Annotated in this window: 10 protein-coding genes; 7 read left to right on the top strand and 3 right to left on the bottom strand. The window is 71.4% G+C overall.

From position 1 onward, the window contains the following. Positions 1–27: 27 nt before the first annotated feature. Positions 28–1,446, top strand: a complete 1,419-nt coding sequence (locus ACSMXV_RS29980) for an NAD(P)/FAD-dependent oxidoreductase (protein WP_473174276.1) — start codon at positions 28–30, stop codon at positions 1,444–1,446. 63 nt (positions 1,447–1,509) lie between these two features. On the opposite strand, the gene ACSMXV_RS29985 is transcribed toward ACSMXV_RS29980, so the two are convergent. Continuing rightward, positions 1,510–2,247: a phosphatase PAP2 family protein gene (locus ACSMXV_RS29985; protein ID WP_473174277.1), complete on the bottom strand. Its 738-nt coding sequence runs from the start codon at positions 2,245–2,247 to the stop codon at positions 1,510–1,512. Positions 2,248–2,607: 360 nt separating this feature from the next. Beyond that, a complete protein-coding gene (gabT, locus tag ACSMXV_RS29990) occupies positions 2,608–3,942 on the bottom strand; it encodes a 4-aminobutyrate--2-oxoglutarate transaminase (RefSeq protein WP_473174278.1) in 1,335 nt (444 codons plus the stop codon). A 974-nt stretch (positions 3,943–4,916) separates the two neighbouring features. On the opposite strand from gabT, the gene ACSMXV_RS29995 reads away from it, so the two are divergent. The 3 genes from ACSMXV_RS29995 (at position 4,917) to ACSMXV_RS30005 (ending at position 10,591) form a co-directional block, all read left to right on the top strand. Beyond that, positions 4,917–6,956: an ATP-binding protein gene (locus ACSMXV_RS29995; protein WP_473179105.1), complete on the top strand. Its 2,040-nt coding sequence runs from the start codon at positions 4,917–4,919 to the stop codon at positions 6,954–6,956. Positions 6,957–7,156: 200 nt separating this feature from the next. Then, entirely contained in the window at positions 7,157–8,905 is a 1,749-nt protein-coding gene (locus ACSMXV_RS30000) for a PucR family transcriptional regulator ligand-binding domain-containing protein (RefSeq protein ID WP_473174279.1), read from the top strand. Positions 8,906–9,130: 225 nt separating this feature from the next. Continuing rightward, on the top strand, positions 9,131–10,591 hold the full coding sequence (locus ACSMXV_RS30005) for an aldehyde dehydrogenase family protein (RefSeq protein ID WP_473174280.1): 1,461 nt from the start codon (positions 9,131–9,133) through the stop codon (positions 10,589–10,591). 147 nt (positions 10,592–10,738) lie between these two features. Here the strand turns inward: ACSMXV_RS30005 and ACSMXV_RS30010 are convergent, their stop codons facing one another. Beyond that, entirely contained in the window at positions 10,739–13,585 is a 2,847-nt protein-coding gene (locus ACSMXV_RS30010) for a glycoside hydrolase family 3 C-terminal domain-containing protein (protein WP_473174281.1), read from the bottom strand. Between the two features lie 410 nt (positions 13,586–13,995). Here ACSMXV_RS30010 and ACSMXV_RS30015 point away from each other — a divergent pair, with 410 nt between their 5' ends. From ACSMXV_RS30015 to ACSMXV_RS30025, 3 genes are read left to right on the top strand one after another with little or no spacing between them, the layout of a single operon-like run. Then, positions 13,996–15,681, top strand: a complete 1,686-nt coding sequence (locus ACSMXV_RS30015) for a type 2 periplasmic-binding domain-containing protein (RefSeq protein ID WP_473174282.1) — start codon at positions 13,996–13,998, stop codon at positions 15,679–15,681. A 5-nt stretch (positions 15,682–15,686) separates the two neighbouring features. Beyond that, complete coding sequence (locus ACSMXV_RS30020; protein ID WP_473174283.1) at positions 15,687–16,742, top strand: ABC transporter permease; 1,056 nt, start codon at positions 15,687–15,689, stop codon at positions 16,740–16,742. Further along, entirely contained in the window at positions 16,739–17,686 is a 948-nt protein-coding gene (locus tag ACSMXV_RS30025) for a carbohydrate ABC transporter permease (protein WP_473174284.1), read from the top strand. The genes ACSMXV_RS30020 and ACSMXV_RS30025 overlap by 4 nt, the downstream gene beginning before the upstream one ends. The last annotated feature ends 22 nt before the right edge of the window (positions 17,687–17,708 follow it).

Below are 17,708 nucleotides of genomic sequence, written 5' to 3' on the forward strand. Positions count from 1 at the left end.
CCGGAAAACTGTGGGGAGTTGACAGTCATGGCCCCAAGCGCCATGAACCAGTGGACAACATCTCTTTCCGACGCCCAGCCGGTGTCCTACTGGCTGGACGACCCCGGCAGGCCGCGCCCCGAACCCGCCCTCACCGGGGCCGAGCAGTGCGATCTGCTCGTCGTCGGCGGCGGCTACAGCGGACTGTGGACCGCGCTCCTCGCCAAGGAGCGCGATCCGGACCGCGATGTGGTGCTCGTCGAGGGCCGCGAGGTGGGCTGGGCCGCCTCCGGCCGCAACGGCGGCTTCTGCGCCGCGTCGCTCACCCACGGCTTCGCGAACGGCCTGTCCCGCTGGCCGGACGAGATCGGGCAGCTCGATGAGCTCGGCGCCCGCAACCTCGACGCCATCGAGGAGGCCGTCGCCCGCTACTCGCTCGACTGCGACTTCGAGCGCAGCGGCGAGATCGATGTCGCCACCGAGCCGTACCAGGCCGAGGAGCTCCGCGAGACGTACGAGGCGATGAGCCGTCTCGGCCTCGCGGACGACATCGAACTCCTGGACGCGGACGCGGTACGGGAACAAGTCGATTCACCGACATTCACCGGCGGACTCTGGGATCGCCGGGGCGTCGCCCTGCTCCACCCCGCCAAGCTCGCCTGGGGCCTCAAGCGCGCCTGCCTCTCGCTGGGAGTGCGGGTGTACGAGCACACCCCGGCCCTCTCGCTGACGCCGCGCGGCGCCGGCATGGGCGTCCGCACGCCGTACGGCCGGATCCTGGCCCGCCGGGTCGCCCTCGGCACCAACGTCTTCCCGTCCCTGGTCAGGCGCGTGAGGCCGTACACCGTCCCGGTCTACGACTACGCCCTGATGACCGAGCCGCTGAGCGCCACGCAACTGGCCTCGATCGGCTGGAAGAACCGCCAGGGCCTGGGCGACTGCGCCAACCAGTTCCACTACTTCCGGCTGTCGGCGGACAACCGCATCCTGTGGGGCGGCTACGACGCCGTCTACCCGTACGGCGGCCGCGTGCGCGCCGAGTACGACGACCGCCCGGAGACCTACGCGAAGCTCGCCGGCCATTTCTTCCGCTGCTTCCCGCAGCTCGAGGGGCTGCGCTTCACGCACGCGTGGGGCGGCGCCATCGACACCTGCTCCCGCTTCTCGGCCTTCTTCGGCACGGCGCACAAGGGCCGCGTCGCCTACGCCGCCGGCTACACGGGCCTCGGCGTGGGCACCACGCGTTTCGGTGCGGACGTCATGCTCGATCTGCTGGCAGGCGAACGCACCGAACGTACGGCCCTGGAGATGGTCCGCACGAAGCCGCTGCCCTTCCCGCCCGAGCCGTTCGCCTGGACGGGCATCGCGCTCACCAAGTGGTCGCTGGCGCGCGCCGACGCGAACGGCGGCCGGCGTAACGCGTGGCTGAAGGTCATGGACGGGCTGGGCCTGGGCTTCGACAGCTGAACGACCCACGCGCGCGTGCGGCTTCGGCATCCGAACGGGGCCGCCACGCGCGCGTGCGGCCGTTTACGGCGAAGGCTGCGCTGGACTGCCGGACGAAGGAGACGAACTGCCCGGCTCATCGCCGAACCTCTCGAGACATGCGCTCAGCACCACGAGCAGAGCTCCGAAGAGGCACCAGCTGCCCAGCACGTCGAGCGGCCAGTGATAGCCGCGGCGCACCAGGCCGAAGCCCACCGTCGCGTTCAGCAGCAGACAGCCGATCACCACCTCGCGGCGGGTGTAGGCGCTGCCGCGAAGGTACGGAAGCAGCAGCAGCGTTGCCGCCCCGTACGCCACGGCCGCGGTGGCGGTGTGCCCCGAGGGGTAGAAGCCGTGGCCCGCCATGCCGGGCGGGCCGGGGCGGTCGATCAGGAGCTTGAGCGGGACGACCAGCAAGGGGACGACCGCCATCGCCAGCGTGGCGGCCAGGGGTGGCAGCCACCAGCGGGGCGCCCCGGTGCGGCGGGCCTGCCAGGCGACATAGCCGACGACCCCGGCGAGGACCGGTACCGCGATCGTCACGCTCCCCAGGTCGGCGAAGAACTCCGCCACGGTGTCGGGGAGGCGGGTCCCTCTCGCCGCGAGGCCGATGCGTTCGTCCAGCCGGCGCAGCGGGCCCTTGCCGGCCACCTGCCAGGTGAGGAGTCCGAAGAGGAGGAGAAGGGCACAAAGGGCCTGGGTGCGCAGGCCCCAACGCGCGTTCGGCCGCCCCGGAACAGGGGGGGTAGTTCCGGGGCGGCCGTCCTGATCGGTGTGCCGCACGCCCCGGGGGGTTTGGGGCGGGCGGCCATCCGATCGGTGAGGAGTTCCGGAGCCTGAAACTCCGGGTGTGTGCGCGAAGGCACGACCAGGACGAAGCTGGGGAGGCCACGACCTGGCGTCGCCCACAGTCCCCTGTGGGCGGGGTGTCTCTCTCATCTGCTTAGAACCTACGGCAGGGGTGCGGGACCGAACAGGCGGAACGGCATCCTGCCATGGCCCTCGCACACGTTCTTCACATGCTCCGACCGTTACCCCAGGTCACGAGAGTTCTACGGTGTGGCGTCCACACATGTCAGAGCACATACGGAGCCGCGACCGGCCCCCTTTTGGTAGATCGCGGCTCCGGGTGAGTCGCGGGACTCAGATGCGGGCCAGGGCCGACTCGATGATGTCCAGGCCCTCGGTGAGCAGGTCCTCGCCGATGACCAGCGGCGGCAGGAAGCGGAGCACGTTGCCGTAGGTGCCGCAGGTCAGGACCAGCAGGCCCTCCTGGTGGCAGGCCTTGGCGAGCGCGGCGGTGGCCTCCGGGTCGGGCTCCTTGGTGGCCGGGTCCTTGACCAGCTCGATGGCGATCATGGCGCCGCGGCCGCGCACGTCGCCGATGACGTCGTACTTCTCCTGCATCGCGGTGAGGCGGTCCTTCATGACCTCCTCGATGCGCTTGGCCTTGGCGTTGAGGTCGAGCTCCTTCATCGTCTCGATCGCGCCGAGCGCGCCCGCGCAGGCCACCGGGTTGCCGCCGTACGTGCCGCCCAGGCCGCCCGCGTGCGCGGCGTCCATGATCTCGGCGCGGCCGGTGACCGCGGCGAGCGGCAGACCGCCCGCGATGCCCTTCGCCGTGGTGATCAGGTCCGGGACGACGCCCTCGTCCTCACAGGCGAACCACTGGCCGGTGCGGCAGAAGCCGGACTGGATCTCGTCGGCGACGAAGACGATGCCGTTGTCCTTGGCGAACTGGGCGATCGCGGGCAGGAAGCCCCTCGCCGGCTCGATGAAGCCGCCCTCGCCGAGCACCGGCTCGATGATGATCGCGGCGACGTTGTCCGGGCCGACCTGCTTGGTGATCTGGTCGATGGCCTGGGCGGCGGCCTCGGGGCCGCAGTTCTCCGGGCCGGTCGGCCAGCGGTAGCCGTACGCGACGGGGACGCGGTAGACCTCGGGGGCGAACGGGCCGAAGCCGTGCTTGTACGGCATGTTCTTGGCGGTCAGCGCCATCGTGAGGTTGGTGCGGCCGTGGTAGCCGTGGTCGAAGACGACGACCGCCTGGCGCTTGGTGTACGCACGCGCGATCTTGACGGCGTTCTCGACGGCCTCGGCACCCGAGTTGAACAGGGCGGACTTCTTCGCGTGGTCACCCGGGGTCAGCTCGGCGAGCGCCTCGGCGACGGCCACGTAGCCCTCGTACGGCGTGACCATGAAACAGGTGTGGGTGAAGTCCTGCAGCTGGGCGGAGGCCCGGCGTACGACGGCCTCGGCGGAGGCGCCGACGGAGGTCACGGCGATGCCGGACCCGAAGTCGATCAGGCGGTTCCCGTCGACGTCCTCGATGATGCCGCCGCTCGCACGCGCGGTGAAGACGGGCAGCACGGAGCCCACGCCCTGCGCGACCGCGGCGGTACGGCGGGCCTGCAGCTCCTGCGACTTCGGGCCGGGGATGGCGGTGACGACGCGGCGCTCCTGCGGAAGTGCACTCATGCGGGGCTCCTGGGGATTCTCTTCCGGAATGTCCGGATGCCCGGACTTCCGGAGGCTTCTTTTGGACGCTTCCTGTTCCGGACGCTTCGGTTCTCTCTTCGCAGGCTAGGTCCGGGGAACGGGTGCGGGCATGCTCCATGAAGGCGTTGTCGGAGGTGCCGGTTGTCCGTGGTGGACATAGCGGCCCGCCGTGCGCCCCGCGCCGGGCAATGACGCATTCCCGCAGCCCCGGGCGCGTAACCGGTGAACTCCCCATACGAGCGCACTAGATTGACTGCGGATGACGCACGGACCGGCAGGTCAGGGGGCAAGGGTCGATGAACACCGACGGCACGCAGGACGCACACGGCACACAGGCCGATCCGGTGCCGCGCCCGGCGGCCCGGCGACCGGCCGCGGGGCCGCCGGGCGATGCGCCGTCGCGGCCGTCCGCCGGAGGCGGGTCGGCCGATGCGCCGTCGCGGCCCACGCAGTCCCCGGACGCCGTGCGGCGGGCTGATGTGCCGAGGTGGTCGGCAGAGGCCCAGACCTCGGACGCCGGTCCGCCGGATGGCGTGCCGTCGCAGCCGTCCGCCGCCGGGGCGTCGGCGGATGTGCCGTCGGGGTCCCCGCACGCGGGGCCGTCGGCCAGCGTGCCGTCGCCCCCCGAGCAGTCCCCGGCCGCCGCTCCGCGGGTCGGCGTGCCGTCGCCGGATGCGCAGCCGGCGGCCGAAGTGGCCCCGGCTGACGTGCCACCGCAGGCCGGGCGGCGCGCGCAGCCTGAACGGCCCGGGCAGTCTCCTGCCGCCGAGCCGTCGGCCGGCGTGCCGTCGCCCCCCGAGCAGTCCCCGGCCGCCGCTCCGCGGGTCGGCGTGCCGTCGCCGGATGCGCAGCCGGCGGCCGAAGTGGCCCCGGCTGACGTGCCACCGCAGGCCGGGCGGCGCGCGCAGCCTGAACGGCCCGGGCAGCCGCCTGCCGCCGAGCCGTCCGTTGGCATCCCGCCCCGGCCCGCGCAGGCGCCCGGCGCTCCTCCCGTCCCCGACGGGTCCGCCTTTCTGGCCTGGTTGCGGGCGCCGCGGCCCGAGGCCGCGCCCGGTGTGTGGCGGTTCGGGCATCGGCCGCGGCCCGCCGAGGAGCCCGAGGTCGTTCCGGCGCGTCAGCTGCTCAGCGGGGCGTTGATCGCGTTCCTCGTGGGGTGGCTGATCTGGTCGCTGCTGTGGAACGGGTATCTGGGCGGATGGTGGCTGCTGCCGCTCTACGCGATGATTCCCGACTCCTGGGCCGAGCCCCACTCGTTCGCCGCTGTCGTCGCCGTCTACGCGTACTACACCGTCGTCGCGCTTCTGATCATGGTCGGGGTGGGGCGGCTCGGCCGGTGGTCCGAGGTCTGGCGGCGGTACGGGCTCCCCGCGTGGCGCCGTGCCGCGCCGAGGGCCGAACCCCCGCCCGCGCCCGCCGAGGATCCCGCCCAATGGCCCCAGCTCAGGGCCGCCGGCGCCCAGGACGCCGCCGACAGGCTCGCTGCCGAAGCCCGCGCCGGGCTGATGCGCGACGTCGACCACGCGAGGATCACGCGCGCGTGGCAGGGCGTGCGCACCGGGCGGCACAACCTCGCCGCCTTCACCCGCGCCGTCCTCAAGGACGGTGCCGCCGCCTGCCTGCACCCCTCCGGCGAGCGCGACCTCCCCGTCCGCGCAGCCCGGCACGACCTCGCCACCGCGCAGGTGCGAATCGGCACGACCGCCGACGACCCGCGCAACCCCTACCAGTACCGCGGCACCGGACTGGCGCTCGGCCCCGATCTGCTCGGCACCTCCCTGCTCGCCGTCGGCCCGGCCGGATCCGGCAAGACCGGCAGTGTCGTACGGCCGCTCGCCGAGTCGCTGTGCCTGCAGGCGCTGGCCGGGCGGGCCGCCGTGGTCGTGGTGGGCGCCGCGGGCGCCGGTCTCGGGCCTGCCGACGCGTACGACGTCGTCGTCCGCATCGGCAACCCCGAATCCGTCTACGACCTCGATCTGTACGGCGGAACCCACGATCCCGACGAGGCCGCAGCCGTTCTCGCCGAGGCCCTCGTCGGCGACCTCGCGGACCCGCACCCGGGCGGCGACAGCCGTCGCTCCACGACTGTGCTCGCCCAACTGCTCGGGCCGTTCCACGCCGTCCACGGCCGCTTCCCGTCCGTGCCCGAGCTGCGGCAGCTCCTGGACGGTGCGCCCGGTCCGCTCGGTGCGCTGCGCAAGGCGCTCACGGACGCGGGGCAGCAACCGATGCTGCGGGAACTCGACGCGCGGGAGCGGCAGTTGGGTCATCCCGGAGATCTGAGCGGTGTGCTCGCCGACCGGATCGCGCTGCTCGACCGGCCCGTCTTCGCGGCCTTCTTCGACACGTCGGGCCAGGGGCGTCCGTTCTCGCTGCGGGCGCTCGACCACCCCGTCCGGGTCCGTATCGACCTGCCCGAGCGCGGGCACGCCGACGCCTCCCGGATCCTCGCCCGTCTCGTGCTCGCCCAGTTCACGGCGAGTGCCGCCCTCCGCGACGACCGGTCGCTGTTCGCCTGCCTCGTCCTCGACGACGCGACGGGCGTGGTCACCCCCGAGGCGGTACGCGGCATCCAGCGGCTGCGGTCGGCGAACGCCGGCACCGTACTGACGCTGCGCACGCTCGACGACGTCCCGCGGCCGCTGCGCGGGCCCCTGCTGGGCTCGATCGGCTGCCGTATGGCGCTGTCGGGACTCACCCCGTGGGACGGGCAGGACTTCGCGGAGGTGTGGGGCAAGGAGTGGACCGAGGCGCGTGACGTCACCGACCGGCAGATCATCGCCGAGACCCCGCTCGGCAAGACCGTGCACGTCCTGCGGCGCGTGATCACCGGCCACGCCCCCACCGCCCGCGCGGTGACCGTCCGACAGGTCGAGCGCGAGCGCTGGTCCGCCTCCGAGCTGGCCCACGGCGTACCGCCCGGGCATGCGGTGCTGTCCCTCACGGACGTACGCGGTGAACACGCGCCGCCGCTGCTCGTGGATCTCAGAAGCTGAGGCAGAGGCCGGCGGAGTGTGCCGGGATGGGCAGGACGTCCGGACATTCGATCACTTGGGCACCGTACGGTGAGGCAGAATCGACAGTGGTCGTTCATACGTGGCGGCCAAGGAAGTGCCCCGGCGTCACCACGGCATGAACGCCGATGACACGTCGCCACCACCTCGACCGACGACCTGTGAAGAAGATCTGAAGACCCATGCGCCCCACGCTCGCCTCGCTCGTCCAGCACTCCGCGCTCAAGCTCAGGGTGCGCGCGGGCGAGGACCACCTGGACACCCCTGTCCGATGGGCGCACGTGAGCGAGCTGGCCGACCCCGTGCCCTACATGGAGGGCGGCGAGCTGCTGCTGATCACCGCGCTCAAGCTGGACGCCGAGGACCCGGAGGCGATGCGCCGCTATGTGAAGCGGCTGGTGGGCGCTGGTGTCGTCGGGCTGGGCTTCGCCGTCGGCGTCAACTACGAGGACATCCCCGACGCGCTCGTCGAGGCGGCCGAGGCGGAGGGCCTGCCGCTGCTCGAGGTGCCGCGACGGACGCCGTTCCTGGCCATCAGCAAGGCCGTCTCGGCTGCCATCGCGGCCGATCAGTACCGGGCGGTGACCGCCGGGTTCGCGGCCCAGCGCGAGCTGACCAAGCAGGCGCTGAGCGGGGGCCCCGAGGGGCTGCTCGCCGCTCTTGCCGCGCAGGTCGACGGCTGGGCGGCGATGTACGACGCGTCCGGCGCCGTCGTCGCCGCCGCGCCCGAGTGGGCCGCTCGCCGGGCTGCCCGGCTCACCCCTGATGTCGAGCGGCTGCACCGGCGGACCGCTCCCGCGAGCGCCGTCGTGGGCGGCTCCCCGGGCGACGGGAGCGGCGAGGACCGTGTGGAGCTGCACTCGCTCGGCACCGGCCGTCGCCCCCGCGCCGCGCTCGCCGTCGGCACGGCGTCGACGCTGGGCACCGCCGAGCGGTACGCCGTGCACTCGGCGATCGCCCTGCTGACGCTCACCACGGAACGGTCCCGTTCCCTGCAGGCCGCCGAGCAACGCATCGGCGCCGCCGTGCTGCGGATGCTGCTCGCCGGGCAGCCCGACCACGCCCGGGCCGTCGCAGGGGACCTGTACGGAGGGCTGCTGGATGCGCCCTTCCGCGTGATCATCGCGGAGACGGCACCGGCCTCGGCGGCGCGAGCCCACGCCAAAGGCGCGGCCACGGCCGGAGGGGCAGGGGCCGGCGAGACAGGGACACACGCGGAGGACGTGTCCGCGCGGGCGAAGGACAACAGCCACGCGCGCGTGCCGGCCGCCCAGCCCTCGGCCGCCCCCGTGGCCGACGTGGCGGCCGACGACCCGACCGCGCTCGCGGAGCTCGTCGAGGCCGCTGCCGCACGCGCCGGTGAAGCACTTCTCGTCGTCCCGGACGGGGAACGGCTCGTCCTGCTCGCCGCCGACGGCGGCGCGGCCGTGCGGGCCTGCACCGAGCACGCCGCGGCGCTGGAGAGCGCCCGTACCGTGATCCGGGAGGAGCCCGTGGAGGCCCACGACGAACTCGTCGTGGGCCTGTCCGCGCCGACCGGCCCGATCGCCGCCGCCACCGCCTTCAAGCAGGCCGAACAGGCCCTGTCCGTGGCCCGCCGGCGCGGACGCTGCCTCGTCGAACACGAGGAGCTTGCCGCCGGTTCCGTGCTGCCGCTGCTCGCCGACGACGCGGTACGCGCCTTCGCGGACGGGCTCCTGCGGGCCCTGCACGAGCACGACGCGCGGGGCCGCGGCGACCTCGTCGCCTCGCTGCGGGCGTGGCTCTCGCGGCACGGCCAGTGGGACGCGGCGGCCGCGGACCTCGGCGTCCACCGGCACACACTGCGCTACCGGATGCGCCGGGTCGAGGAGATCCTCGGCCGCTCCCTCGACGACCCGGACGTACGCATGGAGCTGTGGCTGGCGCTGAAGGCGACGGCGAGCGAGTGACGAGCCGGGCGCCCGGCCGCGATCACCGCGAAGGCGCCCGCCCGACGCCAGGCCCGCGACACTGCCAAAGCGGTGTACCAGGAGCCTCTTTCACTCCGTACCGGACAAGCGACCCCGGCTGCCCCCGGCCCTACGGTGGGACTCGGACCAATCCGGGTCGGCGGGCCACGCGCCACCGGCCCACGAACCACCCAAGACTCCGACAGCGGAAGGGCCGGGACTCACATGCCACAGGGAAACGAGGCAGCCACCCACGCCTTCTGGCTCGCCGGCCGCCAGGCCACCGGCGAGGCCACCTTCGACGTCACGTCCCCCTGGGACGGACGGCTCGTCGGGAAGGCCGCCGTCCCGACCGACGCTCAGGTCGAGGAGGCCGTGGCCGCCGCGTATGCGGTCCGTGACGAGTTCGCGGCGACCCCCGCGCACGTACGGGCCGCCGCCCTGGACCACGTCTCGAAGCGGCTCGTCGAGCGCACCGAGGAGATCGCCCAGCTGATCTCCGCCGAGAACGGCAAGCCCATCAAGTGGGCCCGCGGCGAGGTCGGCCGCGCCGTCTCGGTGTTCCGCTTCGCGGCCGAGGAGGCCCGCCGCTTCAACGGCGGCGAGGCCCAGCGCCTCGACACCGACGCGGGCGGCGCCGGGCGCCTCGCCCTGACCCGCCGCTTCCCCAAGGGCGTCGTCCTCGGTATCGCGCCGTTCAACTTCCCGCTGAACCTGTGCGCCCACAAGGTCGCCCCGGCGATCGCCGCCGGTGCGCCGATCATCCTCAAGCCCGCACCCGCGACCCCGCTCTCCGGCCTCATCCTGGGCGAACTGCTCGCCGAGACCGACCTCCCCGCCGGCTCCTGGTCGATCCTGACGGTCCCCAACGACCGCATGCCCGCCCTCGTCCAGGACGAGCGGCTGCCGGTGATCTCCTTCACCGGCTCCGACAAGGTCGGCTACGCGATCATGGACTCGGTGCCGCGCAAGCACTGCACCCTCGAGCTCGGCGGCAACGGCGCGGCCGTCGTCCTCGCCGACTACGCATCCGACGAGGACCTGGACTGGGCCGCGACCCGTATCGCGACCTTCTCCAACTACCAGGGCGGCCAGTCCTGCATCTCGGTGCAGCGCGTCATCGCGGACGCCTCGCTCTACGAGCGCCTGGTGCCGCGGATCGTGGCGGCCGTCGAGGCGCAGGTCACCGGCGACCCGTCGGACGAAGCCACCGAGGTCGGCCCGCTGGTCAGCGAGGACGCCGCGAAGCGCGTGGAGTCCTGGGTCGACGAGGCCGCGGGGGCCGGCGCCCAGGTGCTCACCGGCGGCAAGCGCGACGGCGCCTCCTACGCGCCGACCGTGCTCGCCGACGTACCGGCGGACGTGACGATCTCCTGCGAGGAGGTCTTCGGGCCTGTCCTCACCCTCCAGAAGGTGGACGGCGAGGCCGAGGCGTTCGCCGCCGTCAACGACTCCAAGTTCGGCCTTCAGGCAGGCGTCTTCACGCACGACCTGCAGACCGCCTTCCGCGCCCACCGCACCCTGGAGGTCGGCGGCGTCGTCGTCGGCGACGTCCCGTCCTACCGCGCCGACCAGATGCCGTACGGCGGCGTCAAGCAGTCCGGCGTGGGCCGCGAGGGCGTGCGCTTCGCGATGGACGACTACACGTACGAGCGGGTCATGGTCCTGACCGGTCTCGCCCTCTAGCGGACAGGCCACCGCGAAAGCCGACCGGCCTCCACGAAACAGCCGACCGGCCGCCGCGACAACCGTCGCGAAGGGGCCCGGCACCGAAGCATCCCACTGCCTTCGGTGCCGGGCCCCTTCCCCCGTGCGCCGGCTTCTTCCGGACCCTCAACCAGAGAAGCCGACGTGCGCGAGCCGCAGTGGGCCGCGCAGCCTGATGTGCAGGTCCTGCACGCCGTCCGCCGCGAAGGCGGCGCTGACGGTGGCGTACTCGTAGGGGCCGCCGGTCGCCGGGATGCCGACCGTGGCACGGACCTCGCCGTCCGGCAGGGAGAGCTCGACCGTGCCCTCGCCCGCCGCCTCCACCGTCACTTCGGTGACACCGTCACCGAAGTCGCAGCGGCGGAAGACCAGTTCACCCGTCTCGCCGTCCGCCGGCGTCACCGCGTCGCCCGACGTCTTGCTGCGGTCGACGATCGCGGTGCCGGTCTGCTCGTCGTAGCCGGCGGCGTCCAGGCCGTGCGCCAGGACCGGACGCGGGCCCGCCCCCTCGCCGTCGATCAGGACGGTCTCCCGCAGCCGGATGTCCTCGCTGGACGCGCCCGCCAGCAGCTCGTACCGACCCGGCTCCACCCACCAGCGGCCGTGGGCGACGTCCCAGAACCCGAGCCCACTGACTGGGAGTTCGAAGGACAGCTCGGCCGAGGTGCCGGGCGCCAGGTGGACGCGGCGGTACGCGGCCAGTTCGCGGCGCGGGCGCGGGACCGACGGGTCGACGGCCCGGGTGTAGATCTGGGCGACGTCGTCGGCAGCGACATCGCCCGTGTTGGTGACGGTGAAGGAGACCCCGAGTACGTCCCCGTCCCTCCGCACCGACAGGTTCTCGTAGGCGAACGACGCGTACGACAGGCCGTGGCCGAACGGGAAGAGCGGGGTGCCCTCGAAGTACAGGTACGTCTGGCGGCCGCTGATGACGTCGTAGTCCAGCAGGTCCGGCAGGTCGTCGTCCGACGCGTACCAGGTCTGCGGCAGCCGGCCGGCGGGGGAGACGTCGCCGGCCAGGACGCGGGCGAGCGCGGTGCCCGCCGCCTGGCCGCCGTGCGCGGTCCAGAGCACGGCGGGCAGGTCCTCGTGGTCGACCGCGTACGGGTACGCGGAGACGAGGGCCAGAACCGTGCGCGGGTTCGCGGCGCGCGCGGCGCGCAGCAGGCGCTCCTGGTGGGCGGGCAGGCGGAGGGTGGTGCGGTCCTCGGTCTCGCGGCCGTTGATGTGCGGATCGTTGCCCGCCGCCACGATCACCACGTCCGCCGCGGCGGCGGCGCGGGCCACCGCTTCGTCACCTCGCTCGGTGACGACCACCTCGAAGATCTCCGCCTCGGACGGGTCTTCCGCGGCAACCTTCACGCCGCCGGCGACGACAGAGACGTACCGGCCCGTTCCCAGGTGCTTCAGGAGGTGACCGTTCTCGTGGGCCCCGGACGCTTCGAGGCGGAATGTCTCCTGGACGACCCAGCCGCCCGGCTGGTCCGCGGAAGCCCGTACGAAGCCGTCGTCCGCGACCGACAGATAGCGGCCGTCGGGGGCGCGGAACGTGAGCACGTCGTCGCCCCAGTCGATCAGCGCGAGGTCGGTCCCGGTGGCGTCGGCGGTCAGCGGCGGCAGGTCCGTGCGTCCCGCGAGGAGCGCGGGGTCGAGCGCGCCCTCGGCGCCGCGCACCTGGTCGTCCGCCTCTTCGGCCTCGGGCACCACGAGATACGTACCGGACGAGGTCTTCAGCCGTACGCGGTCCACGCCCTCCGCGAACTCGATGCTGTCGGCGCCGAACCGCTCGTACAGGCCCTCGAGCGGAGTCGAGCGGTGGATCAGCGTGCCGCTGTACCAGTCGAGCTTGCACTCGTCGGCGAGCAGGCCGACCACGGCGATACGGGTGTCCGCGGCCAGCGGCAGCAGGCCGCCGTCGTTCTTGAGCAGGACGATCGCCTGCTCGGCGGCCTCCTGGGCGAGTGCGCGGTGCGCCGGGGTGTCGAAGTCCTTGGTGCCGGCGTACGGGTCGAGCTCGGGGTCGAACTCGCCGAGGCTGAGACGGACGGCCAGCTGGCGGCGTACCGCCGTGTCGATGTCCGACTCGGTGATCAGACCCTGTTCGAGAGCGCCACGCACGCGTGCCACGATCTGCGAGCTGTCCGTGCCGTGGTCGGTGAAGCTGTCGACGCCGGCGATCAGCGCTGCCGCCGTCGCCTCCTCGTGCGTGTCGAAGTAGTGCTCCGAGTCGACGAGGTTCGACGGCGCGCCCGCGTCCGAGCAGACCAGCAGCTCCTGGTCCGTCCAGGCGCGCAGGTGCTCGCCCAGATACGGCGAGACGTGGTTGGGGCGGCCGTTGACCAGGTTGTACGCGGGCATGACGCCCGCGACGGCGCCCGCCTCGACGGCCTCGCGGAAGGCACGCAGGTCGTACTCGTGCAGCACGCGTGGGCGCACCGAGGAGGACGAAGTGTCCCGGTTCGTCTCGTTGTTGTGGGCCAGCCAGTGCTTGAGGACGGGCGCCGTGCGCCAGTAGTCGGGGTGGTCACCGCGCAGACCGCGGGTGTACGCGGTCGCGATGGCCGAGGTCAGCTTCGGGTCCTCCGAGTAGCCCTCCTCGTTGCGGCCCCACAGCGGGTGGCGCAGCAGGTTCACCGTGGGGGACCAGACGTTGAGGCCGACGCGGTCGTCGCCGGCGCGCATCGCCCGAACCTCTGTCGAGACCGCCTCGCCGACCCTGCGCACGAGGTCGTCGTTCCAGGTCGCGCCCAACCCGACCGCCTGTGGGAACACGGTCGCCGGGCCCATCCAGGCCACGCCGTGCAGCGCCTCCTGGCCGGTGCGGAACGCCGCGACGCCCAGCCGCTCCACGGCGGGCGCGAACTGGTGCAGCATCGCGATCCGCTCGTCGAGCGTGAGCCGCGCGAGCAGATCGTCGACCCGTTCGCCGGACGGGAGCTGCGGATCGCGGAAGGGCAGCGGGTGTGCGGTCACGTGGGAATCCCCTTGTGGTGGAGCGAGGTCTGCGAGGTGTGCGCTGTGTGTGTTCGGGCGAGCCGGTGTGGTCGAACGAGTTGCGCGCTTTCGAAGCGCTTCGATGCTGTTGCCGTGGAGCGGTGAGTGTCAAGACACGTCATGGCAACAACTCTGGGCGCGAAGTCTCGCATGGACCCTCTCCCCGCCCGTGTAGAGGTCAGAGGAATGTTGGAATCGGCTCTTGTGCGCCTCGGAGTGTTCACTTAACCTCGCAGCAACATCGAAGCGCTTCGACAACGGACCGGGCACCAACGTTCTGTGCACCGCACCAATGTCCGCTTCAGCTCAGCCAGTTCCACTCACGACACCGCAGCCGACCGGTGGCACGCCGCCCCGGGTGTCCTGGTGCGCCATGAAGGGTTGACGCAATGACGCCGAACTCCTCCTCTGCGAGCTCCGCCCCGAGCCGGAGAAGCTTCCTCGCCTCCACGGCGGTCGCCGCGGCGGCCGTGGCGGGCGGGATGCCGCTGCTGACCGCCTGCGGCGGTTCGGACGGCGGCTCCAAGGACGGCACGACCTCGGGCAAGGATGCGCAGAAGATCCTTCCCACCTTTGTGGCGCAGAACGTGGTGACGCCCGACATCCCGTCGAAGAACGGCTCCGCGATCGGCTTCACCAGCAAGCTCTCCCTGGCCGACCTGAAGACCTCGGTGCCCGAGAAGCTCGGCAAGGGCTCCACCGTCAAGATCATGTCGCCGTTCTGGGGCTCGCCGCCGAAGAGCAGCAACCCCTACTACACGGCGATGAACGAGCTGATCGGCGCCGACATCGTCTGGCAGAACCAGGACGGCAACACCTACGACGAGAAGCTGGGCGCGGTCCTCGCCTCCAGCGACATGCCGGACGTCGTGGTCATCCCCAGCTGGAACATGGGCGGCAAGATACCCAGCGCCATCATCAGCAAGATGGCCGACCTGGGCCCGTACCTCTCCGGCGACAAGGTCAAGGAGTACCCGAACCTCGCGGCCCTCCCCACGGACGCCTGGCGGTATTCCATCTTCGGCGGCAAGCTGCGCGGTCTGCCGCAGCCCTCTCCCACCGGCCCGGGCATCGTCCCCTTCTACCGCAAGGACATCTTCGACAAGGAGGGGTACGAAATCCCCACCTCGGCCGACGAGTTCCTGGCTCTTGCGAAGGACATCACCAACGCCAAGGCGAAGGTGTGGGCCTGTGACGACATGAAGTGGACCGCCTTCAACAGCTTCGGCGCCCTTTCCGGCAGCGAGAAGGCGCTCGGCTGGAACCTCGTCGACGGCAAGCTGATCTACCGCGTCGAGACCGACGAGTACCTCGAAGCCCTGGAGTGGACGCGGAAGCTGTACGCGGCGGGCGTCGTCCACCCCGACGCCAAGGCGCAGAACCAGGGCGACGTGGGCCTGCGCTTCACCTCGGGCGAGGTGCTGATGTACAACGGGAACATCGCGGACTGGTGGGGCAAGATGGCCGAACAGGCCACCCAGAACAAGAAGTTCCGCATCGCCGGCATGGACATCTTCGGCCACGACGGCGGCGACCCCCAGCTCTGGGCCGCATCACCCGCGGGCATCTTCGCCTTCATCAACAAGAAGGCCTCGAAGGCCGTGATCCATGACGTGCTGGCCGCCGCGAACGTCGCCGCCGCCCCGTACGGCACCAAGGAGTACATGCTCACCCAGTACGGGGTCGAAGGCACGCACTACACCGTCAAGGACGGCACGCCGGTCAAGACCGACAAGGGCAACCAGGAAGTCGTGAACGCCTACGTCATGCTCTCCCTGCCGGCCCCGACCATCGCGCACCCGGACTTCCCGGACATCGCGAAGGAACAGGTGGAGTGGCAGCAGCGGATGGGCGCCTTCACCAAGAAGTCCTCCTTCTTCGGGATGCAGATCGTCGAGCCCGCCCGCTACACCAACCTGTCCAACGACTTCGAGCAGCTCGAGGACGACGTCGTCCGCGGCCGCAAGAAGATCAGCGACATGCAGCAGGCCATCTCCGACTGGAAGAGCCAGGGCGGCGACAAGCTGCGCGACTGGTACAAGAAGCTGCTCGACGACAACGGCTCGCAGGGGTGACGTAAGTGTCGTCGCACAGCACCGCACCGGGCGCCCCCGCCCGGACCGCCGCGTCCGTGGTGACGGACGGCACCGAGCCGTCCGTCGCCCCGGCGACGCGCGCGAGCAAGTCCAAGGCCGCCAAAGCCTCGAAGGGCGGTACCTTCAGGAACCGCCTGAGGCGGGACCGCGCCCTGATCCTGATGACCCTGCCGGCCGTGCTGCTGGTCCTGGTCTTCAACTACGTACCTATCCTCGGCAACGTCGTCGCCTTCCAGGAGTACGACCCGTACGTCAGCGACAACGGCTTCATCGCCACCCTGGAGAGCCCCTGGGTGGGCTTCGAGCAGTTCCAGCGGATCTTCGAGGACTCGGCGTTCTGGGACGCCGTGCAGAACACCCTGGTGCTGTTCTTCCTGCAGCTGGTGCTCTTCTTTCCCATCCCGATCCTGCTCGCGCTGCTCATCAACAGCGTGATCAGGCCCCGCGTACGGGCCGTTTCCCAGGCGATCCTCTACCTGCCGCACTTCTTCTCCTGGGTGCTGGTCATCACCGTCTTCCAGCAGATCTTCGGCGGCGCCGGCATCATCGCGCAGACCCTGCGGCAGCACGGCTACGAGGGCTTCGACCTCATGACCGACCCGGGGATCTTCAAGTTCCTGGTGACGGCGGAGGGCGTCTGGAAGGACGCGGGCTGGGGCATCATCGTCTTCCTCGCCGCGCTCGCCTCCGTCAGTCCCGACCTGTACGAGGCCGCGGCGATGGACGGGGCCTCGCGGTGGCGCCGGATGTGGCACGTCACGCTGCCCGCGCTGCGACCGGTGATCGCCCTGCTCCTGGTGCTGCGCGTCGGCGACGCCCTCACCGTCGGCTTCGAACAGATCTTGCTGCAACGCGACGCGGTCGGGCCGGGCGCGGCAGAAGTCCTCGACACCTATGTGTGGTGGAACGGCGTCCGCAACCAGGACTTCAGCTATGCGGCCGCCGCCGGCCTCATCAAGGGCGTCGTGAGCCTGGGACTGGTGCTGGCGGCGAACAAGGTGGCCCATCTCATGGGCGAGCAGGGGGTGTACAAGAAGTGAGCGCCGTGACCGAGGAACGGCCGGTGGTCCAGGCCGACTCCCGCAGCCGCTGGGCAGGACCGCCGAGGCCCAGCTGGGAGGAGACGCCCAGCAAGGCCGGGCTCGCGAGCAAGGGCCTCGTCCTGGGACTCGCCTGCCTCGGGGTCCTCTTCCCGCTGTGGATCGTCATCGTCACCAGCCTGTCCTCGAAGCAGACGATCACCGAGGCCGGCGGCCTGGTGGTGATCCCCAAGGAGATCACCTTCATCGCGTACCAGGAGCTGCTGAGCGGCGGGCAGGTCACGCGTGCGACCATCATCAGTCTCTGTGTGACCGTGGTCGGCACGCTGTTCTCGATGACGGTGTCCATACTGTGCGCGTACGGGCTTTCCCGTACTGGGTCGGTGGGACACCGCTGGATGCTGATGACGCTACTCGCCACGATGTTCTTCGGCGCAGGCCTCATCCCCACATATCTGCTGGTGCAGACCCTGGGGCTGACGGACACCTACCTCGCGCTGATCCTGCCGAGCGCGGTGAGCGTCTTCAACATCCTGGTGCTGCGCGGGTTCTTCATGGGGATCTCCCCGGAACTCATCGACAGCGCACGGATCGACGGCGCCGGTGACTGGCGGATCCTGTGGAAGATCGTGATGCCGCTCTCACGTGCCGTCATCGCCGTGATCACACTCTTCTACGCCGTCGGCTACTGGAGCGCGTGGTTCAACGCGTCGATCTATCTGAGCGACCAGGACATGATGCCGCTGCAGAACGTCATGATCCAGTTGGTCCAGAAGCAGGAGGCGCCGGTCGGCCTGGGGCAGGCCATCAAGACGGGCCAGCTGTCCGGACTCGCCGTCCAGATGGCGGTCATGGTCCTCGCCCTCCTCCCCGTCGCCTTCCTCTCGCCCTTCGTCCAGAAGCACTTCAAGAAGGGCATGCTCACCGGCGCGATCAAGGGCTGACGCCCGCGCCGCCCCTCGTACG

The organism is Streptomyces sp. DSM 42067 (genome assembly GCF_055792885.1).